General features: G+C 31.1%; 30 protein-coding genes, 1 rRNA gene and 1 riboswitch. Of the genes, 30 read left to right on the top strand and 1 reads right to left on the bottom strand.

Annotated elements, in window-relative coordinates; translation table 11 throughout:
• Positions 1–8 precede the first annotated feature (8 nt).
• The 20 genes from rplR (at position 9) to rpsI (ending at position 12,086) form a co-directional block, all read left to right on the top strand.
• Entirely contained in the window at positions 9–377 is a 369-nt protein-coding gene (rplR, locus tag K0040_RS09690; RefSeq protein WP_148558543.1) for a 50S ribosomal protein L18, read from the top strand.
• A 21-nt stretch (positions 378–398) separates the two neighbouring features.
• Positions 399–905 (top strand): 30S ribosomal protein S5, encoded by a 507-nt coding sequence (gene rpsE, locus K0040_RS09685; protein WP_206925867.1) that lies wholly within the window; start codon positions 399–401, stop codon positions 903–905.
• Positions 906–919: 14 nt separating this feature from the next.
• Positions 920–1,105, top strand: a complete 186-nt coding sequence (rpmD, locus tag K0040_RS09680; protein WP_039680331.1) for a 50S ribosomal protein L30 — start codon at positions 920–922, stop codon at positions 1,103–1,105.
• A 32-nt stretch (positions 1,106–1,137) separates the two neighbouring features.
• Positions 1,138–1,581 (top strand): 50S ribosomal protein L15, encoded by a 444-nt coding sequence (rplO, locus tag K0040_RS09675; RefSeq protein ID WP_228108677.1) that lies wholly within the window; start codon positions 1,138–1,140, stop codon positions 1,579–1,581.
• A 35-nt stretch (positions 1,582–1,616) separates the two neighbouring features.
• Positions 1,617–2,885 (top strand): preprotein translocase subunit SecY, encoded by a 1,269-nt coding sequence (gene secY / locus K0040_RS09670; protein WP_228108676.1) that lies wholly within the window; start codon positions 1,617–1,619, stop codon positions 2,883–2,885.
• Positions 2,886–2,900: 15 nt separating this feature from the next.
• The gene (locus tag K0040_RS09665) at positions 2,901–3,551 is read left to right on the top strand and encodes an adenylate kinase (RefSeq protein ID WP_228108675.1); all 651 of its coding nucleotides are present in this window, start codon (positions 2,901–2,903) and stop codon (positions 3,549–3,551) included.
• Between the two features lie 3 nt (positions 3,552–3,554).
• Entirely contained in the window at positions 3,555–4,301 is a 747-nt protein-coding gene (map, locus tag K0040_RS09660; RefSeq protein ID WP_228108674.1) for a type I methionyl aminopeptidase, read from the top strand.
• Between the two features lie 78 nt (positions 4,302–4,379).
• A complete protein-coding gene (gene infA, locus K0040_RS09655; RefSeq protein ID WP_039680327.1) occupies positions 4,380–4,598 on the top strand; it encodes a translation initiation factor IF-1 in 219 nt (72 codons plus the stop codon).
• A 29-nt stretch (positions 4,599–4,627) separates the two neighbouring features.
• The gene (gene rpmJ / locus K0040_RS09650; RefSeq protein ID WP_018590391.1) at positions 4,628–4,741 is read left to right on the top strand and encodes a 50S ribosomal protein L36; all 114 of its coding nucleotides are present in this window, start codon (positions 4,628–4,630) and stop codon (positions 4,739–4,741) included.
• A gap of 155 nt (positions 4,742–4,896) precedes the next feature.
• Complete coding sequence (gene rpsM, locus K0040_RS09645; RefSeq protein ID WP_039680326.1) at positions 4,897–5,268, top strand: 30S ribosomal protein S13; 372 nt, start codon at positions 4,897–4,899, stop codon at positions 5,266–5,268.
• Between the two features lie 28 nt (positions 5,269–5,296).
• The gene (gene rpsK, locus K0040_RS09640) at positions 5,297–5,695 is read left to right on the top strand and encodes a 30S ribosomal protein S11 (RefSeq protein ID WP_018590393.1); all 399 of its coding nucleotides are present in this window, start codon (positions 5,297–5,299) and stop codon (positions 5,693–5,695) included.
• Between the two features lie 15 nt (positions 5,696–5,710).
• Positions 5,711–6,334: a 30S ribosomal protein S4 gene (rpsD, locus tag K0040_RS09635; protein ID WP_074920380.1), complete on the top strand. Its 624-nt coding sequence runs from the start codon at positions 5,711–5,713 to the stop codon at positions 6,332–6,334.
• Between the two features lie 75 nt (positions 6,335–6,409).
• Positions 6,410–7,357, top strand: coding sequence for a DNA-directed RNA polymerase subunit alpha (locus tag K0040_RS09630; protein ID WP_228108673.1), 948 nt, complete (start codon positions 6,410–6,412; stop codon positions 7,355–7,357).
• Positions 7,358–7,378: 21 nt separating this feature from the next.
• Positions 7,379–7,720, top strand: a complete 342-nt coding sequence (rplQ, locus tag K0040_RS09625) for a 50S ribosomal protein L17 (RefSeq protein ID WP_018590396.1) — start codon at positions 7,379–7,381, stop codon at positions 7,718–7,720.
• 176 nt (positions 7,721–7,896) lie between these two features.
• Positions 7,897–8,733 carry an energy-coupling factor transporter ATPase gene (locus tag K0040_RS09620; RefSeq protein WP_228108672.1) on the top strand — a complete coding sequence of 279 codons (837 nt, stop codon included), beginning with the start codon at positions 7,897–7,899 and terminating at the stop codon, positions 8,731–8,733.
• Positions 8,718–9,584 (top strand): energy-coupling factor transporter ATPase, encoded by an 867-nt coding sequence (locus K0040_RS09615; protein WP_228108671.1) that lies wholly within the window; start codon positions 8,718–8,720, stop codon positions 9,582–9,584. Before K0040_RS09620 ends, K0040_RS09615 begins: the two co-directional genes overlap by 16 nt.
• Positions 9,578–10,375 carry an energy-coupling factor transporter transmembrane component T family protein gene (locus K0040_RS09610; protein WP_228108670.1) on the top strand — a complete coding sequence of 266 codons (798 nt, stop codon included), beginning with the start codon at positions 9,578–9,580 and terminating at the stop codon, positions 10,373–10,375. The genes K0040_RS09615 and K0040_RS09610 overlap by 7 nt, the downstream gene beginning before the upstream one ends.
• A 12-nt stretch (positions 10,376–10,387) precedes the next feature.
• Complete coding sequence (gene truA / locus K0040_RS09605; protein WP_228108669.1) at positions 10,388–11,119, top strand: tRNA pseudouridine(38-40) synthase TruA; 732 nt, start codon at positions 10,388–10,390, stop codon at positions 11,117–11,119.
• Positions 11,120–11,237: 118 nt separating this feature from the next.
• Positions 11,238–11,666, top strand: a complete 429-nt coding sequence (gene rplM, locus K0040_RS09600) for a 50S ribosomal protein L13 (RefSeq protein WP_018590401.1) — start codon at positions 11,238–11,240, stop codon at positions 11,664–11,666.
• A 27-nt stretch (positions 11,667–11,693) separates the two neighbouring features.
• The gene (gene rpsI, locus K0040_RS09595; RefSeq protein WP_026255080.1) at positions 11,694–12,086 is read left to right on the top strand and encodes a 30S ribosomal protein S9; all 393 of its coding nucleotides are present in this window, start codon (positions 11,694–11,696) and stop codon (positions 12,084–12,086) included.
• Positions 12,087–12,379: 293 nt separating this feature from the next.
• On the opposite strand, the gene rbr is transcribed toward rpsI, so the two are convergent.
• A complete protein-coding gene (gene rbr / locus K0040_RS09590) occupies positions 12,380–12,919 on the bottom strand; it encodes a rubrerythrin (RefSeq protein WP_265588858.1) in 540 nt (179 codons plus the stop codon).
• Between the two features lie 191 nt (positions 12,920–13,110).
• Positions 13,111–13,227, top strand: a riboswitch (FMN riboswitch).
• A 179-nt stretch (positions 13,228–13,406) separates the two neighbouring features.
• Between rbr and ribD the strand changes: the two genes are divergently transcribed.
• From ribD to K0040_RS09540, 10 genes are all read left to right on the top strand, one after another.
• The gene (gene ribD, locus K0040_RS09585) at positions 13,407–14,510 is read left to right on the top strand and encodes a bifunctional diaminohydroxyphosphoribosylaminopyrimidine deaminase/5-amino-6-(5-phosphoribosylamino)uracil reductase RibD (protein ID WP_228108668.1); all 1,104 of its coding nucleotides are present in this window, start codon (positions 13,407–13,409) and stop codon (positions 14,508–14,510) included.
• The gene (gene ribE, locus K0040_RS09580; RefSeq protein WP_228108667.1) at positions 14,495–15,142 is read left to right on the top strand and encodes a riboflavin synthase; all 648 of its coding nucleotides are present in this window, start codon (positions 14,495–14,497) and stop codon (positions 15,140–15,142) included. The genes ribD and ribE overlap by 16 nt, the downstream gene beginning before the upstream one ends.
• An 11-nt stretch (positions 15,143–15,153) precedes the next feature.
• Positions 15,154–16,353: a bifunctional 3,4-dihydroxy-2-butanone-4-phosphate synthase/GTP cyclohydrolase II gene (locus K0040_RS09575; protein WP_228108666.1), complete on the top strand. Its 1,200-nt coding sequence runs from the start codon at positions 15,154–15,156 to the stop codon at positions 16,351–16,353.
• Between the two features lie 110 nt (positions 16,354–16,463).
• Positions 16,464–16,931 (top strand): 6,7-dimethyl-8-ribityllumazine synthase, encoded by a 468-nt coding sequence (gene ribH, locus K0040_RS09570; protein WP_228108665.1) that lies wholly within the window; start codon positions 16,464–16,466, stop codon positions 16,929–16,931.
• Positions 16,932–17,072: 141 nt separating this feature from the next.
• On the top strand, positions 17,073–17,285 hold the full coding sequence (locus K0040_RS09565; protein ID WP_228108664.1) for a hypothetical protein: 213 nt from the start codon (positions 17,073–17,075) through the stop codon (positions 17,283–17,285).
• Positions 17,286–17,427: 142 nt separating this feature from the next.
• On the top strand, positions 17,428–18,129 hold the full coding sequence (locus K0040_RS09560; RefSeq protein WP_228108663.1) for a response regulator transcription factor: 702 nt from the start codon (positions 17,428–17,430) through the stop codon (positions 18,127–18,129).
• Positions 18,116–18,310, top strand: coding sequence for a hypothetical protein (locus tag K0040_RS09555; protein WP_228108662.1), 195 nt, complete (start codon positions 18,116–18,118; stop codon positions 18,308–18,310). Before K0040_RS09560 ends, K0040_RS09555 begins: the two co-directional genes overlap by 14 nt.
• Positions 18,311–18,326: 16 nt before the next feature.
• On the top strand, positions 18,327–20,354 hold the full coding sequence (locus K0040_RS09550; RefSeq protein WP_228108661.1) for a sensor histidine kinase: 2,028 nt from the start codon (positions 18,327–18,329) through the stop codon (positions 20,352–20,354).
• A 101-nt stretch (positions 20,355–20,455) separates the two neighbouring features.
• Positions 20,456–21,169: an N-acetylmuramoyl-L-alanine amidase CwlD gene (gene cwlD, locus K0040_RS09545; protein WP_228108660.1), complete on the top strand. Its 714-nt coding sequence runs from the start codon at positions 20,456–20,458 to the stop codon at positions 21,167–21,169.
• Between the two features lie 502 nt (positions 21,170–21,671).
• Positions 21,672–21,988: ribosomal RNA gene (locus K0040_RS09540) — 16S ribosomal RNA — on the top strand; the annotation flags it as partial.

Below are 21,988 nucleotides of genomic sequence, written 5' to 3'. Positions count from 1 at the left end.
TGAGCTCAATGTTAAAGAAAGCTGATAAAAATGCTATAAGACTTCAAAGACATAAGAGAGTAAGAAGAAAAATATCTGGAACTACTCAAAGACCAAGATTATGTATATTTAGAAGTTCAAACAATATATACGCTCAAATAATAGATGACACTAATAGAGTAACTCTTGTTGCTGCTTCTTCTTTAGAAGCTGATGTAAAGGGTGCTGTTAATCATACAGGAAACAAAGACGCAGCTAAATTAGTTGGACAATTAGTAGCTAAGAAAGCTGTAGAAAAAGGTATAACTGAAGTTGTATTTGACAGAGGTGGATACTTATATCATGGAAGAATAAAAGAATTAGCTGAAGCTGCAAGAGAAGCTGGTCTTAAATTCTAATTAAAAAGGAGGGACATGCACATGCGTCGTAAATTAATAGATGCGAGACAACTAGATTTACAAGAAAAAGTTGTTGAAGTTAGACGTGTTACTAAAGTTGTTAAAGGTGGTAGAAACTTTAGATTCGCAGCTTTAGTAGTTGTTGGAGATGAAAACGGACACGTTGGAATAGGTTCTGGAAAAGCTATGGAAGTTCCAGATGCTATAAGAAAAGCAGTAGAAGATGCTAAAAAGAATCTTATAAGAGTACCTATGGTAGGAACTACTATACCTCACGAAGTTATCGGACACTTTGGTGCTGGAAGAATAATAATAATGCCAGCTCAAGAAGGTACAGGAGTTATCGCTGGTGGTGCTGCTAGAGACTTATTAGAATTAGCTGGATTAAAAGACGTTAGAGCGAAATGCTTAGGAACTAGAAATCCAAGAAACTTAGTAAATGCTACAATAGAAGGACTTAAATCTCTTAAGACAGCTGAAGATGTAGCTGCACTAAGAGGTAAAAAAGTTGAAGATCTTTTAGGCTAAGGAGGTAGTGTGAAATGGCTAAATTACAAATCAAATTAGTTAGAAGTACAATAGGAACTACTCCTAACCAAAGAAAAAACGTGGAAGCGTTAGGATTAACAAAAAGAGAACAAGTAGTTGTTAAAGAAGATAATGCCCAAATGAGAGGTATGATCGCTAAAGTTAGTCACTTAGTTGAAGTAACTGAAATAACTGAATAATTTATTTACGGAATAAGAAGGAGGTGCAATCCATGAAACTACATGAGTTAAAACCTGCTAAAGGAGCAGTAAAGGCTAAGAAAAGATTAGGTAGAGGTACTGCTACTGGTCAAGGTAAAACTGCAGGACGTGGACAAAAAGGACAAAAGTCTCGTTCAGGTGGTGGAGTTAGAGTAGGATTCGAAGGTGGACAAATGCCACTTGCTAGAAGATTACCTAAAAGAGGTTTCACAAATATATTTAAAAAGCAATATACAGAAGTTAACGTTGAACTTTTAAATAGATTCGAGAATGGTACTGAGGTAACTGCAGAATTATTAAAATCTACAGGTGCTGTAAGTAAAATAGAAAAAGACGGTATAAAAATATTAGGACAAGGAAATCTTGAAAAAGCTGTTACAGTTAAAGCTTCTAAATTCACAGCATCAGCTCAAGAGAAAATAGAAAAAGCTGGAGGAAAAGCTGAATTAGTATAATTTAAGCTTTCTAGCAATACTTGTGGGGTGATTACGTGCTATCAAAGATAAAACAATCTTGGAAAGTGAAAGATGTAAGAAAAAGAATTTTATATACCCTAATGATGATTCTAATATTTAGAATAGGTACTACTATACCAGTTCCTGGAGTCAATACCAGTATTATAAAGGATATGGTAGGCAACAATAGCCTACTTTCCCTATATAATATGTTTGTTGGGGGCGCTTTCAGCAACTTTACTCTATTCGCTTTAGGTATAGGACCGTTTATTACAGCTTCAATTATTATACAACTTCTTACAATCGGATTTGATAGTTTGAAAGAACTGCAAAAGTCTGGTGAAGAAGGTAGAAAAAAAATGAATGCATATACTAGATATACAGCTTTAGCGTTAGGGTTTGTACAAGCAGTAGGTATTACACTAGGGATTGTAAGATCGGCTTTAGCATCTGATAGCATATTTTTCATTTTAACAGTTATAGTAACTTTAGTTGCCGGTAGTATGCTTGTAATGTGGATGGGTGACAGAATTACTGAAAAAGGTTTAGGTAATGGTAGTTCAATTATAATATTCGTTGGTATCATATCAAGAATACCAACAGATCTTATTGGAACTGTAAAAGATGTAAATCAAGGGACGTTAGCTTTATGGGCTGCAATATTAATTATTGTTGTAATGCTAATAACTATAATGGCAGTAACATATATAAATGAAGCAGTTAGAAAAATACCAGTGCAATATGCTAAGAGAGTTGTTGGAAGAAAACTATATGGAGGAGACAGTTCTCATATACCAATGAAAGTAAACCAGTCAGGTGTTATGCCAATAATATTTGCTAGTTCACTTTTAGCTTTTCCACAAACTATAGCGATGTTTATGGGAGAAAGTGCTCAAACATTTGTATCAACTTACCTAAGTACAAGTTCAGGCATAGGTTTTTGGATATATAGATCTTTAGAAGTTCTATTGATAGTATTTTTCTCATATTTTTACACTACTATATCATTCAATACTGAAGATATAGCAGAAAATATGAAAAACAATGGTGGATTCATTCCTGGAGTAAGACCTGGAATGCCTACAATTGATTATTTAAATAAAATATTATCAAAGCTAACATTAGCAGGAGCTGTATTCTTGGCTATAATTGCGATGATACCAGCATTCACGGTACATTTCTTAAATGTTCAGATGAGCTTAGCTGGAACATCTATACTAATCGTTGTAGGGGTAGCTCTTGAACTTAAGAGACAATTAGAGTCACACCTTGTTATGAGAAGTTATCAAGGATTTTTAAAATAAATTGGAGATGATAGTATGAGACTTATATTATTAGGACCTCCTGGGGCTGGTAAAGGTACTCAAGCTGCAGGAATAGTTGAAAAATACCAAATACCTCATATATCAACAGGAGATATATTCAGAAAAAACATAAAAGAAGGAACAGATCTTGGAAAAAAAGCTAAAGAGTTTATGGACCAAGGGTTATTAGTTCCTGATGAATTAACTGTAGGATTAGTTACAGATAGATTATCTCAAGATGATTGTAAAAATGGGTTCATGTTAGACGGATTCCCAAGAAATGTAGCTCAAGCTGAACAGTTAGATGCTTTCTTGAAAGAAGAAGGAATGGCATTAGACACAGTTATCAATATAGAAGTTGATAAAGAAAAATTAGTAGCGAGAGCAGTTGGTAGAAGAATCTGCAAATCTTGTGGCGCTACTTACCATATAGAATTTAATCCTTCAAAAGAAGAAGGAATTTGTGATATATGTAAAGGTGAGCTTTATCAAAGAGCTGACGATAATGAAGAAACTGTATCAAAAAGAATACAAGTTTACTTAGATGAAACAAAACCATTAGCTGATTATTATTCTAAAGCAGGTATAATAGCTTATATAAATGGTCAACAATCTATAGATAAAGTATTTAATGATATAGTGTCTGCTTTAGAAAGTAGTAAATAATTAATGATTATTATAAAATCTAAATCAGAAATTGAACTTATGAGAGAAGCGGGGAAAATCGTCTCTGACACTCATGAAATTATTAGAGATGCTATTATTCCGGGAATATCTACTTTAGAGTTAGATAAAATAGCTGAAGAAAATATAAAAAAATATAATGCAGTACCGTCTTTTAAAGGCTATGGAGGATTTCCAGGAAGTATATGTGCTTCTATTAACAACAAAGTTGTGCATGGAATTCCTGGTAATGAAATAGTAAAAGAGGGAGACATTATAAGTATAGATATAGGCGCCTATTATAAAGGATACCATGGTGACTCTGCGAAGACTCATGGAGTTGGCCTGATATCTGAAGAAAATAGGAAGCTCATAGAAGTTACGAAAGAAAGCTTTTATGAAGGACTTAAATTCGCGAAAGTTGGATATAGACTTTCGGATATCTCACACACAATACAAGCACACACAGAAAAAAATGGTTTTTCGGTAGTTAGGTCATTAGTTGGGCATGGGGTTGGTAAAGATCTTCATGAATCTCCAAATATTCCAAACTTCGGGAAATCAAATAAAGGTCCTGTATTAAAACCAGGAATGGTATTAGCTATAGAACCTATGATTAATCAAGGAAGTCACCATGTTTACTGTTTAGCCGATGGTTGGACGATAGTAACGGGAGATGGAAAAAACTCTGCTCACTATGAGCACACGATAGCAATAACAGAGGAAGAACCTCTTATATTAACTAGTTTATAAAACGGATAGTATAATGCTATCACAAAAATTGCATTTACTTCTAAGTATTTAAATGTAAAATGGAGGGCTGATTATATAATGGCCAAAAAAGATGTTATAGAATTTGAAGGTACAGTTATTGAAAACTTACCAAACGCTATGTTTAAAGTTAGACTAGAAAATGGACATGAGGTATTGTGCCATTTATCTGGTAAGTTAAGAATGAACTTCATAAGAATTCTTGAAGGTGATAAGGTTAATGTTGAGCTTTCACCTTATGATCTTACAAGAGGAAGAATCACTTGGCGTAAGAAATAGGCTATGTACTAGTCTAAGGAGGGATAATAATGAAGGTAAGACCATCAGTAAAACCAATGTGCGAAAAATGTAAAATCATTAAAAGAAAAGGTAAAGTAATGGTTATATGTGAAAATCCTAAGCACAAACAAAAACAAGGATAAGAAAATATTACTAGCATAAAGTCATTGAATGTGTTATAATGATTAAATGTGACATTGGCTGGATGCGTTGGAAATACAGTACTTGGATACTTTTTAATAAATATTCAAGTAAAACAATTAAAAGTAAAATAACTAAGTCGTAGGAGGTGCAAGTAATGGCAAGAATCGCTGGGGTAGATTTACCTAGAGAAAAAAGAGCGGAGATAGGCTTAACTTATATATATGGTATAGGTAGAGCAACTGCTAATGAAATATTAGCGAAAGCTGAGATAAATCCAGATGTAAGAATCAAAGATTTATCAGATGATGAAGTTAATACATTAAGAAGAATAATAGACACTGATTTCTTAGTTGAAGGTGACTTAAGAAGAGAAATCGCTTTAAATATAAAAAGATTAAGAGATATAAAATGCTACAGAGGTATAAGACATGCTAAAGGTTTACCGCTAAGAGGGCAAAAAACTAAGACTAATGCTAGAACTAGAAAAGGTCCTAGAAAAACTGTATCTCGTAAGAAGAAAAAATAATAAATTAGGATAGGAGGGAAATCGAACAATGGCTAAACAAAAAAAGAAAGTTACTCGTGTAAGAAGAAGAGAACGTAAAAACATAGATCGTGGTCATGCACATATACAATCAACTTTTAACAACACTATAATTACTTTAACTGACGTTCATGGGAATGCTATATCATGGGCATCTTCAGGACAATTAGGATTTAAAGGATCAAGAAAATCAACTCCATTTGCTTCTCAAATGGCTGCAGAAACTGCTGCTAAAGCTGCAATGGAACACGGTTTAAAAAGTGTTGAAGTATTCGTAAAAGGACCAGGTTCAGGAAGAGAAGCTGCTATAAGAGCTTTACAAGCTACTGGACTAGAAGTAACAATGATAAAAGATGTTACTCCAATCCCACACAACGGATGTAGACCACCAAAAAGAAGAAGAGTATAATTAGGAGGTGTAATTATGGCAAGATATACTGGTGCATCATGCAGACAATGCCGTAGAGAAGGAATGAAATTATTCCTTAAAGGTGATAGATGTTATACAGATAAATGTGCTATAGTTAAAAGAAACTATGCTCCAGGACAACATGGACAAGGGAGAAAAAAAGTTTCTAACTATGGTTTACAATTAAGAGAAAAACAAAAAGTTAAGAGAATATACGGAGTTTTAGAGACTCAATTCAGAAACATGTACGAACGTGCTGAAAAAATGTCAGGTAAAACTGGTGAAAATTTATTAAGCTTATTAGAAAGAAGATTAGATAATGTCGTTTATAGAATGGGATTAGCTAACTCTAGAAAAGAAGCTAGACAATTATTAACTCATGCACACTTTACTTTAAACGGTAAAAAAGTTGATATACCTTCAATCACTGTAAAAGTTGGAGATGTTATAGCAGTTAAAGAAACTTCTAAATCATCTGCTAAATTCAAAGGTATAGTAGAGGCAAACACAAAAGTAGCTCCAAGATGGATAGATGCAAACATAGAAAATATGACTGCAACTGTAACTGCTCTTCCAAATAGAGAAGATATAGATCTTGAAATAGCTGAACACTTAATCATAGAGCTTTATTCTAAATAATAAGCATCTTCTAAAGTTTTTCTTTAGAGGTGTTTACCCTCAGTGGATTAATAAATTTGAAGGAGGGTTTTGTCCATGATAGAAATAGAAAAACCAAAAGTAGACATTGTAGAACTTGGTGAAGATTATAGATATGGAAAATTTGTCATTGAACCTTTAGAAAGAGGATATGGAACTACTATAGGGAATGGCCTAAGAAGAATATTATTATCTTCTTTACCTGGTGTAGCAGTGAATTCAATAAGAATAGATGGTGTTCTTCATGAATTCTCAACAGTGCCAGGAGTTAAAGAAGATGTTACTGAAATAATATTAACTTTAAAAGAGCTTTCTGCAACTATAGATGGTGAAGGAAGTAGAACTCTTAAAATTCAGGCTCAAGGACCTTGTACTGTAACAGGAGCAGACATAATCTGCCCGCCAGATGTAGAAATATTAAATAAAGACTTATTAATCGCTACTTTAGATGATCATGCTAAATTTAATATGGAAATAAACATCGACAAAGGTAGAGGATATGTTCCAGCCGAGGAAAACAAAACTGAAAATATGCCTATAGGTGTTTTACCTGTAGACTCAATATACACTCCCGTACAAAAAGTTAGCTACCATGTAGAAAACACAAGAGTTGGTCAAAAATCAGATTATGATAAATTAACACTTGAAGTATGGACTAATGGAAGCATTAATCCTCAAGAGGGTATATCTCTTGCAGCTAAAGTATTAGTTGAGCATTTAAATCTATTCATTGACTTAACTGAGCATGTAAGCAACGTTGAAATAATGGTAGAAAAAGAAGAAGATCAAAAAGAAAAAGTTCTTGAAATGACTATTGAAGAACTTGATTTATCAGTAAGATCTTACAACTGTTTAAAGAGAGCGGGAATTAATACAGTTGAAGAATTAGCTAATAAATCAGAAGATGATATGATGAAGGTTAGAAACCTTGGTAAAAAATCACTTGAAGAAGTTATTCAAAAACTTGAAGAATTAGGATTAGGACTTAAACCTAGCGAAGAATAAGCGAGCAAAGGAGGGATTGGCGTGGCTAATTACCGTAAATTAGGACGTGTGACATCACACAGAAACCTTATGTTAAGAAACTTAGTAACTGATTTACTAAGATGTGGTAGAATAGAAACTACAGTAACAAGAGCAAAAGAAACTCGTAGAATGGCTGAAAAGATGATAACTCTTGCTAAAAGAGGGGATCTTCATGCTAGAAGACAAGTTTTAGCTTATGTTATGGATGAAACAGTAGTTAACAACTTATTCACTGATATAGCTCCAAAATATGCTGAGAGAAATGGTGGATATACTAGAATAATAAAAAAAGGGCCAAGAAGAGGCGATGCAGCTGAAATGGCATTTATTGAATTAGTTTAGTAAATAGTTGAAATATATGAAAAAAGATTAAGTTTGATGGGCTTAATCTTTTTTTTATGCAAATAATATTAATTAAAAAAGATTATATAATCAAAGGAATTATTTTTTAATTAGAACTGTGATATAATATTAAGATACAAATTTTAAATTACTACTTTAAAGAAGGAGTAGAATAAATGAATAATATTATAAACGTTAACAATATTTCATATGAATATATAACTGAAGAATCTAGTTTTAAAGCTATAGATAATTTAAGTTTGAATGTTAAACAAGGTGAGTTCGTGGCAATCATTGGACATAATGGTTCGGGAAAATCAACTTTATCTAAAAACTTAAATGCTATTTTAATGCCAACAAAAGGCAATATCTTAATAGATGGAAATGATACAAAAGATGAAGAAAAACTATGGGACATAAGACAGACTGCAGGTATGGTATTCCAAAATCCAGATAACCAAATAGTTGCAACTATTGTAGAAGAAGATGTAGCTTTTGGACCAGAAAACTTAGGTATAGAACCTCCGATAATTAGAGAGAGGGTTAGAGAAGCTCTTGAAAGTGTAGGTATTACGGAATTAAAAGATAGACAGCCACATTTATTATCTGGGGGACAAAAGCAGAGAGTTGCTATAGCAGGTATAATTGCTATGAGACCTAAATGCATAATTTTTGATGAAGCTACAGCAATGCTTGATCCATCAGGTAGAAAAGAAGTTATGAATGTAATAAAAAAACTTAATAAAGAAGAAAACATTACAGTATTGCATATAACTCACTACATGGAAGAGGCTGTAGATGCTGATAGAGTTATAGTTATGGATAAAGGTCGAAAAGTATTAGAAGGAACACCAAAAGAAGTGTTTAGAAACATAGAAAAACTTAAGAAAATAGGTTTAGATGTTCCTTATATGACAGAACTAGCCACTTCTTTAAAAGATGAAGGAATAGATATTAGCGATGATGTATTAACAGTAGATGAGATGGTGGTGAAATTATGTCAATTATTGTAAAAAACTTAACTTATATATATGATGAGGGTATGCCTTTTGCTAGTAAAGCAATAGATGATATATCATTTGAAATAAAAGATAGAGATTTTGTAGGTTTAATTGGTCATACAGGATCAGGAAAGTCTACACTTATACAGCACTTAAATGGTCTTATTAAACCATCATCAGGAGAAATTTATATAAAGGATTTTAATATAACTGGTGAAAATCAAAATCTAACTGAAATTAGAAAAAGAGTAGGTATAGTATTTCAATATCCTGAGTATCAACTTTTTGAAGAAACAGTTGAAAAAGATATAGCTTTTGGCCCTTCTAATTTGAATTTAAGCCAAGAAGAAATATCTATCAGGGTAAAAGAGTCTATGAGGGCTGTAGGACTTGATTATAATGAATATAAAGATAAATCACCTTTTGATTTATCCGGTGGTCAAAAACGTAGAGTGGCAATTGCTGGAGTTATAGCCATGAATCCAGAATTATTAATACTAGATGAGCCTACTGCTGGACTAGATCCAGGAGGAAGAGATGAAATTTTTGCTTTAATAAAAAGGTTGCATGAAGAAAGTGATATGACTATAATACTATCTTCTCATAGTATGGATGATATGGCTAAGATAGCTAAGACTATAATAGTTATGAATCATGGTAAAATTGAATTTATGGGAACGCCTAAACAAATATTTAATAATCATGCATCAAGACTTAAAAAAATAGGATTAGATGTGCCTCAAGTTTTAGAATTGGCTATAAAATTAAAAGATAAAGGTTTTGATATAAAAACTGATGTCTTAACAATAGAGGAAATAAAAGAAGAAATACTAAACTTCATGAAAGGAAGAAAGAAATGTTAAAAGATATAACAATAGGTCAATATTATCCTGCAAATTCTTGTATTCATAAGTTAGATTCAACAACAAAGCTTGTTGCAACAATAGTATTCATGATATCTTTATTTGTAGTAAATAAATTTTGGCCATATTTACTAGTGACTGCAGCGTTAGTTGCAGTAATAAAAATGTCTCAAATACCTTTTAAATATATTATAAAAGGTATAAAACCACTTAGATGGATAATTCTATTTACATTTGTTATAAATATATTCTTTTTACCTGGTGAGGTAATTTGGAAGTTTGGTTTCTTAACTCTAACTAAAGAGGGAATAAGACAGGCTATTTTTATGTCTATAAGATTAGTTTTTTTAGTTGTTGGAACATCATTACTTACTTTAACAACTTCTCCCATACAACTTACAGATGGTATAGAAAGAATGTTAAACCCTTTAAAGAAAATAGGAATGCCTGTTCATGAGCTAGCCATGATGATGACAATAGCTCTTAGATTTATACCTACATTATTAGATGAAACTGATAAAATTATGAAAGCACAAATGTCTAGAGGTGCTGATTTTGAAAGTAGCAATATAATAAATAGAGCTAAAAACTTAGTACCATTATTAGTACCGTTATTTGTTAGCGCCTTTAGAAGGGCTGATGAATTAGCAATGGCAATGGAGGCTAGGTGTTATAGAGGTGGATATAATAGAACTAAGATGAAAGAAGCTAAAATTACAAAGGCTGATTATATAGCGTACGTTTTACAAGTTGTATTTTTGGCAATCATAATAGTAACTAAATTCATATAAATGAGGAAGTAAATGAGAAATTTAAAACTTACTATACAATATGATGGCACAAAATATTGTGGTTGGCAAAAACAGCCTAACTCTTCTGGTATACAGGGTACAATAGAATATGCCATATATGAAATAACAAAAGAAAAAGTAAATATAATAGGATCTGGAAGAACAGATGCAGGTGTTCATGCTTTAGGCCAAGTTGCTAACTTTAAGACAAACTCAAATATACCCGCAGCTAGAATTCCTGATGCCTTAAATGCAAAGTTGCCAAAGGATATATCTATAATTGACTGCCAAGAAGTATCTGATGATTTTCATTCTAGATACAGTGCAACAGGGAAAATATATAGATATTTAATATATAATAAGCCTTATAGAAGCCCATTATACAAGGATATATCATATCATGTTAGATATGACCTTGATATAGAAAAAATGCGCATAGAAGCTCAATCACTACTTGGAACACATGAATTTAAAGGATTTATGAGCTCTGGATCATCAGTAAAAGATACAGTTAGAACTATTCACAATATTTCAATTGAGGAAAGTGGAGACTTAATTGTTCTGGAAGTGGAAGGAAATGGATTCTTATACAATATGGTGAGAATCATAGTAGGAACATTGGTGGATGTAGGCAGAGGAAGAATAGATAAACCGCTGGAAGAAATAATTGCTTCGCAAGATAGGGGAGAAGCAGGTCATACCGCGCCTGCACACGGATTATTTCTTAAAAAAGTTCATTATTAAACTTGACACACCAGGGTCATTGTATTAAAATGAATAAGAGTGTGCTAGTAAGTCCACATTGCCCCGGACTTTATATATACGGTAGATAAAAAATTTAAAAAATTAAGGAGGGACAACCATGAAAAGTTATATAGCTAAACCAGCTGACGTACAAAGAAACTGGTACGTAGTTGATGCTGAAGGAAAAACATTAGGTCGTCTTGCTACAGAAATAGCAACTATATTAAGAGGAAAACATAAACCAACATTTACACCACACGTAGACGGTGGAGATTTTGTTGTTGTTGTAAACGCAGCAAAAGTAGTTTTAACAGGAAAGAAATTAGATCAAAAATTATATAGATACCACACTGGTTATGTAGGTGGATTAAAAGAAATAACTTACAGAGAAATGATGGAAAAGAAACCAGAAGAAGTAGTAGCACATGCTGTTAGCGGAATGTTACCAAAAAATAAATTAAGAAGCAGAATGATGACTAGATTAAGAGTATTTGCAGGTGCTGAACATACACATGCAGCTCAAAACCCAGTTGAATTAAACGTATAGAATTAATAGGTGAAAGGAGGAGTTATCATGGAAAAAGTTCAATTCTACGGAACAGGAAGAAGAAAAAGCTCTGTAGCTAGAGTTAGATTAGTTGCAGGTGAAGGAAATATAGTAGTTAATGGAAGAGATGTTAATGAATACTTTAACTACGAAACATTAATAAGAGATGTTAAACAACCATTAGTTTTAACTAATAATGAAAATAAATACGATGTAATAGTAAAGGTTGAAGGTGGAGGATTCACTGGACAAGCTGGAGCTATAAGACACGGTATATCAAGAGCTTTATTAAAAGCTGATGCTGAGTTAAGAGGAGACTTAAAGAAAGAAGGATTCTTAACAAGAGATGCAAGAATGAAAGAAAGAAAGAAATATGGTTTAAAAGCTGCAAGAAGAGCGCCTCAGTTCTCAAAAAGATAGTTTTTATTCAATATTGGAAATTTTTCAAATTGTATATACAGGATGTATTTCAACAATGTTGTTGGAATACATCTTTTTTATTATAAATTTTAACTAGCAATTTCTCATAAAATAAAGAAAATTTATTGAAAAGTAAAAATTCATTTAAATATATCTTAAATTAATACACAATATAAAACTGTAATGGGGAATTGTAAAATTTAAGCGTATAAAAAGAATGGCTAACAACTAATAGTTGTTAGCCTAACTTAATATTGGGTTTTGGGATTATTTATTTGAGATTAATTACTCGCTTATTTATAGTTTTCTGCCCTAACTTGGAAGTATGACTGTGGATGATTACAAACAGGACATAATTCAGGTGCAACGTTGCCTTTATGTATGTGACCGCAATTTTGGCAATGCCAGTAAACTTCACTGTCTTTTTTAAATATAGTTCCATTTTCTAGACTTTCAAGAAGTTTACGATATCTTTCCTCGTGTTCTTTTTCAATGTTTCCAACAGATTCAAATAAATATGCTATCTTATCGAATCCTTCTTCTTTAGCTTCTTTCGCAAAAGTCACATACATATCAGTCCATTCGTAGTTTTCTCCTGAAGCAGCATCTTTTAAATTTTCTGGAGTTGATGGAATGCCATCATGTAAAAGTTTGAACCAGATTTTAGCATGTTCTTTTTCATTATTTGCAGTTTCTTCGAAGATATCAGCTATTTGATTATATCCTTCTTTCTTTGCTTTAGAAGCATAATAAGTGTACTTAGTCCTTGCTTGGGCTTCTCCTGCAAAAGCAGATAGTAAATTTTTTTCGGTTTTACTTCCCTTTAATTCCATAATTATTTCCTCCTTTGATTTAGCAAATTCAATCTATATAATCAGTATTTGTTTTTGTTTATACTACATTTATACCATAAAATGGAAATTCAAAACATGGAAATGTATTTTTTCTAAAAATTTTATTTCTAAGTAAAATAAAAATATAATTGACAAATTAAGCGTATTAAATTATGATTATCTTAATTGAATAAAATCTTCAGGGCAGGGTGAAATTCCCTACCGGTGGTTATAGCCCACGAGCCATTATGGCATGATTCGGTGTGATTCCGAAGCCGACAGTAAAGTCTGGATGAAAGAAGATGAAATAATTAATCTGATTTAATTTTTATTAATTAGAATTGTATGCTCTGGAATGAATTTATCATTTCAGAGTTTTTTGATTTAAAATAAAATATATAATTAGATTAATTAATTTATATAAATTCTGCCTTGAACTTATTGTTCAAGGTTTTTTTATTTTTAAGAATTTTATCGGAGGTGAAATATGATTGCTAAAAAATATATGCAAATGGCTTTAGAACTTGCTAAAAAAGGTTGTGGTTTTGTAAATCCCAATCCTATGGTTGGTGCTGTTATTGTAAAAGATAATGAAATAATAGGGCAAGGATATCACCAAGCCTATGGAATGTTTCATGGGGAACGAAATGCAATTAACAATTGTAAAAAATCACCCAAAGGAGCAACTATATATGTAACATTAGAACCTTGTTGTCATTATGGAAAAACACCACCGTGTACACAGGCCATTATAGAGGCCGGTATAAGTAAAGTTGTTATAGGATCATTAGATCCAAATCCATTGGTAAGAGGAAAAGGAATAGAAGAACTTCGTAATAATGGAGTTGAGGTTGTAGAAGGATTTTTAAAAGAAGAATGTGATGCTCTAAATGAAGTTTTTTTTCATTATATAAATACAAAAACACCTTATGTTGTAATGAAGTATGCAATGACAATGGATGGTAAAATTGCAACTTATACTAATCAGTCTAAATGGATAACAGGAGAAGCTTCGAGAAAGAAGGTACATGAAGATAGACATAAATATAGCGGAATAATGGTAGGAGTAGGAACTGTATTGCTAGATGATCCTATGCTTAATAGTAGATTGAACAGTAGCAAAAACCCTACAAGAATAATATGTGACACTAATCTAAGGATATCTATTGACAGTAAAATAGTAAATACAGCTCATGAGATACCCACAATAATAGCAACGGTGGAAAGTGATGAAGACAAACAAAAAATATACAAAGATAAAGGATGTAGGGTTATAGTTGTACCTAAAAAAGATGATTATATTGATTTGAGAAAATTAATGATTATATTAGGCGAAGAACAAATAGATAGCATTCTTTTAGAAGGTGGGGGAGCTTTAAACTGGTCAGCATTAAATAGTGGAATAGTTAATAAAGTTCAAACTTATATTGCACCTAAAATATTTGGGGGCATAAATGCCAAATCTCCAGTATCAGGCATAGGTGTAGATAATCCTCAGAACTCATTTTATTTAAAAAATACAAAAATAATAAAAATAGATGAAGATGTATTGATAGAAAGTGAGGTGCTATATGAATGTTCACAGGAATAATAGAGGAAATAGGAATAATAAAAAATGTAAAAAAAGATAATAAATCTTCAATTATTACTATACAAGGTAAAAAAATATTTGAAGATATTAATATAGGGGATAGTATTTCTGTAAATGGTGTGTGCCTTACTGTAACTACATTTAGTAATGAAATTTTTACAGCTGATGTAATGAATGAAACTATGAGTAGATCTTCATTGGGTAGCTTGAAAAATGGAAGTTATGTAAATCTAGAAAGAGCAATGCCTGCAAGTGGTAGGTTTGGTGGTCACGTTGTATCGGGGCATATTGATGGAACTGGAAAGGTAATAAAAATTGAAAGAGATAGTAATGCAACTTGGTACACAGTGACAGTAGAAAATAGATTAATGAAATATATAGTAGAAAAAGGCTCTATTGCCATAGATGGAATAAGTTTAACTGTTGCAAAGGTAAATGAAAATAGTTTTAGTGTATCGATTATTCCTCACACATCACAGGAAACTATACTTTCCCACAGGTTAGTTGGGGATATTGTGAATATCGAGAATGATGTTATAGGTAAGTATGTGGAAAAGTTAATAACTTTTGAAAAAAACAAAAAAGATGAAAGTAATATAACAATGGATTTCTTAATAAAGAATGGTTTTTAGGAGGAGCAAGAATGTTTGAGTTTAATAAAGTAGAAGAAGCTTTACAAGATCTTCGAGAAGGAAAAATAATAATTGTTACTGATGATGAAGATAGAGAAAATGAAGGTGACTTTATATGTGCGGCTGAATTTGCAACAACAGAAAATGTAAATTTTATGGCTACTCATGCCAAAGGCCTTATATGTATGCCTATGAGTAAAGAAATTTGTGATAAATTACAACTTACTCAAATGGTATCGAACAATACAGATAATCACAGTACAGCTTTTACAGTTTCCATAGATCATGTGGATACAGCGACAGGAATATCTGCACTAGAAAGAAGCATTACAGCAATGAAATGTGTGGATGAAAATTCTAAGCCAGAGGATTTTCGTAGACCAGGTCATATGTTTCCGCTTTTGGCAAAGAAAAATGGAGTGCTAGAGCGTAATGGACATACAGAAGCTGCTGTTGATTTAATGAAATTAGCAGGACTTAAAGAATGTGGGTTATGTTGCGAAATTATGAGAGATGATGGAACTATGATGCGTACAACAGAATTAATAGAATTATCTAAAAAATGGGATATAAAATTTATAACCATAAAAGATTTACAAGATTATAGGAAAAAGCATGACAATCTTGTAGAATGTGTAGCTAATACAAAAATGCCAACAGCTTATGGAGATTTTAGAGCATATGGATATATAAATAAATTAAATGGAGAACATCACGTAGCTTTAGTAAAGGGAGATATAAGTAATGGGGAAAATATATTGTGTCGTGTACACTCAGAGTGCTTAACGGGAGATGCTTTTGGTTCACGAAGATGTGATTGTGGAGAACAATTTGCTGTTGCTATGAGACAAATAGAGGAGGAAGGAAGAGGAATACTTCTTTATATGAGACAAGAAGGACGTGGTATAGGTCTTATAAATAAACTTCGTGCTTATGAATTACAAGATCAAGGCATGGATACTTTAGAAGCTAATTTGGCTCTTGGATTTGAAGGGGATATGAGAGAATACTTTATAGGAGCTCAAATATTAAGGGACCTAGGAGCGAAAACTTTAAGACTACTTACAAATAATCCTGAAAAAATATATGGCCTATCAGGATTTGACATAGAAATTGTAGAAAGGGTACCAATACAAATGAATCCAACTACAAATGATGTATTTTATTTAAAAACAAAGCAAGAAAAAATGGGCCATATTTTAAATTATTAAAATTTATTTCGCTCATATCGCCAAGGATATGCCTTCGTTGTAGCTTAAGGCAAATATGTTGCTCAAAATAAAATTTGCTTAGTTTAAAATTATAAAAGGAGATAAAAAGTATGAGAATTTATGAAGGAAAGTTAGTATCAAAGGATATAAAAATAGGTATAATAGCAGCTCGTTTTAATGAGTTTATAACGTCTAAGTTATTAGGTGGAGCGTTAGATGCTCTAAAACGACATGATGTAGATGAAGATAATATAGAAGTTGCATGGGTGCCAGGAGCGTTTGAGATACCTTTAATAGCATCAAAAATGGCAAAAAGTAAAAAATATGATGCAATAATATGTTTAGGGGCAGTAATTCGCGGAAATACAACTCACTATGATTATGTATGTAGTGAAGTATCAAAAGGAATTGCTCATGTATCATTAAACAGCGATATACCAGTAATGTTTGGAGTTATAACTACAGAAAATATAGAGCAAGCAATAGAGCGTGCAGGAACTAAAGCAGGAAATAAAGGATTTGATTGTGCAGTAGGCGCCATAGAAATGATTAATTTAATAAGAGTAATAGAAGAGTAAAGGATATTAACTGATTATAAACTCATGGCATTTTGCTGTGAGTTTTTTTGTAAGAATTCCTTAAGAAATAGAGTGACTATAATGTAAGAAATTTATTCTATTATATTAGTATAGTAAAAAATATAGGAGGTGAAGATTAATATGCTTAATCAATGCATATGGAAAAGTGCATTGATAGAGAATAAAAGCCTAATTGCAGGAGTAATGATATATTTAACAATTTTAGAAACATTGTATTTAACTAATAAAAGAAGCAAATTTAAAGTAAAACAAATTATCTATGAAGTATTGTTAAGCATATACACAATGGCCTTATTAAAGGTGGAAGGTATGCAGAAATTGATAGCCTTTTAATAAACTCATTATGTACACTTGTGGATTTTATAATTTATACATATGAATCTAAATATGTATTAAAAAGTCCGAAAATTATAAAAGAATGTGATTCTAGTGTATAATACAAGTGATAATGAATTGAATAAAGGAGATGATACAAATGTACAATATATTAGTAGTTGATGATGATAAAGAAATAGTTGAATCAATAGAGATATTTTTACGAAATGAAGGTTACAACGTATATAAAGCATATAACGGAGTAGAAGCTTTAGATGTATTAGTAAACAAAGATGTGCATCTAATACTTATGGATATAATGATGCCAAAACTAGATGGAATAAAAGCAACAATAAAAATAAGAGAAGAAAAAAATATACCAATAATATTAGTTTCAGCAAAGAGTGAAGATACAGACAAAATAATGGGACTTAATATAGGAGCAGATGACTATATAACAAAGCCGTTTAATTTGTTAGAACTTATAGCTAGAGTGAAATCCAACTTAAGAAGATATGTGGCATTAGGAACTTATAATAATGAAAACATAAATAATAAAGAAATATTAAGTAGCGGTGGTTTAGAGTTAAATACATCTACAAAAGAAGTAAAAGTAGATGGACAAATAGTAAAGGTAACTCCTATAGAGTTTAAAATATTAAACTTACTTCTTGCTAATAAAGGAAGGGTGTTTTCTATAGATGAAATATATGAAAAAGTATGGAATGAAGAAAGCTTTAATGTGGAAAATACGGTAGCAGTTCATATTAGAAGAATAAGAGAAAAAATTGAGATAAATCCAAAAGAACCAAGATATTTAAAAGTAGTATGGGGAGTGGGATACAAAATTGAAAAACTATAATGGGAAAGTATTTAGAGAAAGAAGCTTAATGTTCAATTTTATATTTGTATTGTTGATGTTTGCCATAACTCAGATAATAGGAATTATAATATGTTTTAATTATGGTGGCATGAATATATTTATAGATACAGTAGTTATATTTATTTTAAACTACATGTTATATAAAGCGTTAAGATTTTAAACAAAAAGGAGATTATATGAAAGGAAACAAAGGATTTAAGTTTATTAACTTAGTAATCATATTTATATGTATATCAGCATTTTTAGCAATGATACCTACAACAATTAATTTATTTGTTAAAGGTGCAGGCGTATTCACAAGCTATATGCATAAAGGACAATTTGCTATAGAAGATGAGTTTTATAAGAGTAGGGCTTTTGATAATAACTTAATGAGTTATTTAACATCCATTGCAAGTGGAAGTGTAGAAGAAACAGATAAAAATTCATCTAATGAAGATGCAAACAATACAAAAGAACTAAGAACATATTCAAGGGAAGGATTGAAACAAATCTCGAATCTTAATTATTTTATTATAAATAAAGATACAGATGAGATTTATACAAATACAGATAGTAAGACATCGAAAGAATTTAAAAATAGATACAAAGGAGAATGTGATGTAAGAATATCATCTAAAAATCATAATGTTAGCTATTCTAAAACATTCAATAATAATGAATATAAAGACTCAAATGTAAATGATGAATTAGGACCTGTTATGCAACTAAAAAATGGTGATATATATATGTCTATACCTGAAAACTTTGAACATGCCTCTGGTGCATATGATAAAATCTATGAAACAAAAAGTAATTTCAATAGAGATGTAGTACTTGTTCAAATAATATCAGCAACTTTAGCTTTTTCATTGATATTAGGAATAATATGCACATTTCTATATAAAAGAAGCAAAGCTGAACTATTTGATAAAGACAGTTTTTGGTTGAAGCTTAGTAAATTTATACCTTTAGAATTATATATAGTAGGGTTAATATGTGCAGTTGTATTTGTAATACAAAGTATAGATTATTATTATGACTTGGTTAGTAGTTTTGTATTTAGTTTTTTAGGTATAGGCTTTATTTGTACTGTATTTTATATATTTAACAAGCAAATTAATAGTTATGACAACAAGTTAGACTTCTTCAAGACAATTTTTATTTATAGAGTATTTAATTTTTCTAAAAAAGCATTAGTAAACACATCAAAACTTACAAGAAGTATGCCTCTATCAAAGAGATTAGTAGGGTTAACTATAGTATGTATAGTAGTTAATTTATTTTTAATGATAATTGCAATAGGCAGCTATAGTCCTTTTATTGCGATTATATCATCTGCTTTAACAATAGGTGGGTTATCTTATTATGTATTAAAAAAGCTATGGTATTTATCTTATATAATGGATGGAACTCAGAGGATAAAAAATGGAGATATTCATCATAAGTTAAAGCTAATAGGTGAAGATAATTTTACAACTTTAGCAGATAATATTAACAACATAAGAGATGGGCTAGATAAAGCTATAGATAATCAACTAAAAAGTGAGAGAATGAAATCAGAACTTATTACAAACGTATCTCATGATTTAAAAACTCCATTAACTTCTATAATAAACTATGTGGAATTAATAAAAAAAGAAGAAAATATTAGTCCGGAGTATTTAAAAGACTACGTAAATGTATTAGATTCAAAATCAAAAAGACTAAAAATACTAATAGAAGATTTATTTGAAGCTAGTAAAGCTAGTAGTGGGAATATAGAATTGAATATGGAAAAAATAGATCTTACTCAATTACTAAGACAATCTATTGGAGAGATGGAAGAAAAATTATCGCAAGCTAACTTAGATTTAAAAATAAATATACCAGAAGATAAAACTTATGTAAGAGCAGATGGACGAAGATTATATAGAGTTCTTGAAAACTTATTAATTAATATATCTAAGTATTCTTTACCAAACACAAGAGTATATATAGATATAGTTGAAGAAGATGACAAGGTTAAATTGATAATGAAAAATATATCTTCTTATGAATTGAATTTTGACCCGGAAGAAATAATGGAAAGATTTAAAAGGGCTGATGATTCTAGAAATACAGAAGGTAGTGGACTAGGTCTTGCTATAGCCAGGGATCTAGTTAACTTACAAGGAGGAACTTTCTCTATAGATATAGATGGAGATTTGTTTAAGTCTATAGTTGAGTTTGATATAATAAGATAAGTTTAAATATGTAGGGATATACTTTTATAGTATGTCCCTTTTTAATTGAAATAAAGTAATAAATCAAGACAAATCTCAATATAAATATATGGGGTGATAATGTGAGCAAATTAAGTAAAAAAATAATATTTGGAATAATATCATTGGCATTGATAATAGTATCAATAATAGAAATAAAAACTGCATCGGAAGATGTAATCAAACTAATGCCAATAACCAGTAAAACAATAATTGTAGATGCAGGGCATGGAGGAATAGACCCAGGTGCAATGACAGATGATCAATCGATAAAAGAAAAAGACGTTAATCTAAAAATAGCTAAGAAAGTTAAAGAATTAATAGAAGCTAGTGGTGCAGCAGTAATATTGACAAGAAATGATGATACAAGCTTATATACTGAAGAAGCAGGAAAAACTATTAGACAAAAATATAATGAAAATCTGAGAAATAGAAAAAAAATAATTGATGAATCTTCAGCAGATATGTTTGTATCTATACATCTTAATAAATTTCAACAATCGAAGTATTACGGTGCACAAACTTTTTACCCAACAGGCAAAGAAGATGATAAAAAACTAGCAACTTATATTCAAAGCGAACTAAAAAGGGTAGTAGATAAGACTAATAATAGAGAAATAAAGCCTAGAAATGATATTTACTTAATAAAAGATAACCAGATACCTTCTACATTAATAGAATGTGGGTTTCTTTCTAATGACAAAGAGGCTAAGTTATTAAATGATGAAGAATATCAAGATCAGATAGCATGGGCTATTTATGTTGGTATACAAAAATATTTTAGTGAAAATAATTAAAATTAAACTACATACTCATATAAAAAGTTATAAAATCTGTTTGGTTTTATAACTTTTTATATTTAATACTATATAAAAATATAAAAAGTGAAATTGTTAAAAAATTGGCGTATTACTATGTTAAGAGTATATTATATGTTTATAAAATTAAAATGTATAAAAAAACTTTTGTAAAAAGTGTTGACGTATTTTATTTAAAATGGTAAAGTAATACTTGTCCTTGAGACAGGGACAAAAGGTCAACAAAAAACTTATTAAAAAAGTAGTTGACAAAGAAAAACGGCTTTGGTAGAATAAAGAAGCTGAAACAAGCAAAGAACTTTGAAAATTAAACAGTAGGTTAACAATAAATTAATTCTTAAAGAATTAAACTGAAACAACAAACAAACCAAGCCAGATATTCAGATAATGATTAGTCTGAGCGATGGACAACTTTTGAGCAACGGGAATTATTGAAGCAAAGCAAAATAATTACGTTGGCGAAATGAGCGAAAGCGAATTTTTATATGAGAGTTTGATCCTGGCTCAGGATGAACGCTGGCGGCGTGCCTAACACATGCAAGTCGAGCGATTTACTTCGGTAAAGAGCGGCGGACGGGTGAGTAACGCGTGGGTAACCTGCCTCATACACATGGATAACATACCGAAAGGTATGCTAATACAGGATAATATAAGAGATTCACATGGATTTCTTATCAAAGCTCCGGCGGTATGAGATGGACCCGCGTCTGATTAGCTAGTTGGTAAGGTAATGGCTTACCAAGGCGACGATCAGTAGCCGACCTGAGAGGGTGATCGGCCACATTGGAACTGAGACAC

The sequence above is a fragment of the Terrisporobacter petrolearius genome (assembly GCF_020748185.1).
GTDB lineage: Bacteria > Bacillota > Clostridia > Peptostreptococcales > Peptostreptococcaceae > Terrisporobacter > Terrisporobacter petrolearius.
The sequence above is the reverse complement of the archived record's forward strand: the minus strand, read 5'-3'. Positions and strand labels throughout refer to the sequence as shown.

What these genes read in the sequence shown, in the direction of transcription:
- rplM (WP_018590401.1), top strand. Translation starts at nt 11,238, where the DNA reads ATGAAAAGTTATATAGCTAAACCAGCTGACGTACAAAGAAACTGGTAC.
- rbr (WP_265588858.1), bottom strand. Translation starts at nt 12,919, where the DNA reads ATGGAATTAAAGGGAAGTAAAACCGAAAAAAATTTACTATCTGCTTTT.
- K0040_RS09630 (WP_228108673.1), top strand. Translation starts at nt 6,410, where the DNA reads ATGATAGAAATAGAAAAACCAAAAGTAGACATTGTAGAACTTGGTGAA.
- K0040_RS09615 (WP_228108671.1), top strand. Translation starts at nt 8,718, where the DNA reads ATGTCAATTATTGTAAAAAACTTAACTTATATATATGATGAGGGTATG.
- K0040_RS09620 (WP_228108672.1), top strand. Translation starts at nt 7,897, where the DNA reads ATGAATAATATTATAAACGTTAACAATATTTCATATGAATATATAACT.
- map (WP_228108674.1), top strand. Translation starts at nt 3,555, where the DNA reads ATGATTATTATAAAATCTAAATCAGAAATTGAACTTATGAGAGAAGCG.
- rpmD (WP_039680331.1), top strand. Translation starts at nt 920, where the DNA reads ATGGCTAAATTACAAATCAAATTAGTTAGAAGTACAATAGGAACTACT.
- K0040_RS09560 (WP_228108663.1), top strand. Translation starts at nt 17,428, where the DNA reads ATGTACAATATATTAGTAGTTGATGATGATAAAGAAATAGTTGAATCA.
- K0040_RS09665 (WP_228108675.1), top strand. Translation starts at nt 2,901, where the DNA reads ATGAGACTTATATTATTAGGACCTCCTGGGGCTGGTAAAGGTACTCAA.
- K0040_RS09575 (WP_228108666.1), top strand. Translation starts at nt 15,154, where the DNA reads ATGTTTGAGTTTAATAAAGTAGAAGAAGCTTTACAAGATCTTCGAGAA.
- rplO (WP_228108677.1), top strand. Translation starts at nt 1,138, where the DNA reads ATGAAACTACATGAGTTAAAACCTGCTAAAGGAGCAGTAAAGGCTAAG.
- K0040_RS09550 (WP_228108661.1), top strand. Translation starts at nt 18,327, where the DNA reads ATGAAAGGAAACAAAGGATTTAAGTTTATTAACTTAGTAATCATATTT.
- rplR (WP_148558543.1), top strand. Translation starts at nt 9, where the DNA reads ATGTTAAAGAAAGCTGATAAAAATGCTATAAGACTTCAAAGACATAAG.
- ribD (WP_228108668.1), top strand. Translation starts at nt 13,407, where the DNA reads ATGATTGCTAAAAAATATATGCAAATGGCTTTAGAACTTGCTAAAAAA.
- infA (WP_039680327.1), top strand. Translation starts at nt 4,380, where the DNA reads ATGGCCAAAAAAGATGTTATAGAATTTGAAGGTACAGTTATTGAAAAC.
- K0040_RS09610 (WP_228108670.1), top strand. Translation starts at nt 9,578, where the DNA reads ATGTTAAAAGATATAACAATAGGTCAATATTATCCTGCAAATTCTTGT.
- ribE (WP_228108667.1), top strand. Translation starts at nt 14,495, where the DNA reads ATGTTCACAGGAATAATAGAGGAAATAGGAATAATAAAAAATGTAAAA.
- rpsI (WP_026255080.1), top strand. Translation starts at nt 11,694, where the DNA reads ATGGAAAAAGTTCAATTCTACGGAACAGGAAGAAGAAAAAGCTCTGTA.
- ribH (WP_228108665.1), top strand. Translation starts at nt 16,464, where the DNA reads ATGAGAATTTATGAAGGAAAGTTAGTATCAAAGGATATAAAAATAGGT.
- rpmJ (WP_018590391.1), top strand. Translation starts at nt 4,628, where the DNA reads ATGAAGGTAAGACCATCAGTAAAACCAATGTGCGAAAAATGTAAAATC.
- truA (WP_228108669.1), top strand. Translation starts at nt 10,388, where the DNA reads ATGAGAAATTTAAAACTTACTATACAATATGATGGCACAAAATATTGT.
- rpsM (WP_039680326.1), top strand. Translation starts at nt 4,897, where the DNA reads ATGGCAAGAATCGCTGGGGTAGATTTACCTAGAGAAAAAAGAGCGGAG.
- rpsD (WP_074920380.1), top strand. Translation starts at nt 5,711, where the DNA reads ATGGCAAGATATACTGGTGCATCATGCAGACAATGCCGTAGAGAAGGA.
- rpsE (WP_206925867.1), top strand. Translation starts at nt 399, where the DNA reads ATGCGTCGTAAATTAATAGATGCGAGACAACTAGATTTACAAGAAAAA.
- rpsK (WP_018590393.1), top strand. Translation starts at nt 5,297, where the DNA reads ATGGCTAAACAAAAAAAGAAAGTTACTCGTGTAAGAAGAAGAGAACGT.
- K0040_RS09565 (WP_228108664.1), top strand. Translation starts at nt 17,073, where the DNA reads ATGCTTAATCAATGCATATGGAAAAGTGCATTGATAGAGAATAAAAGC.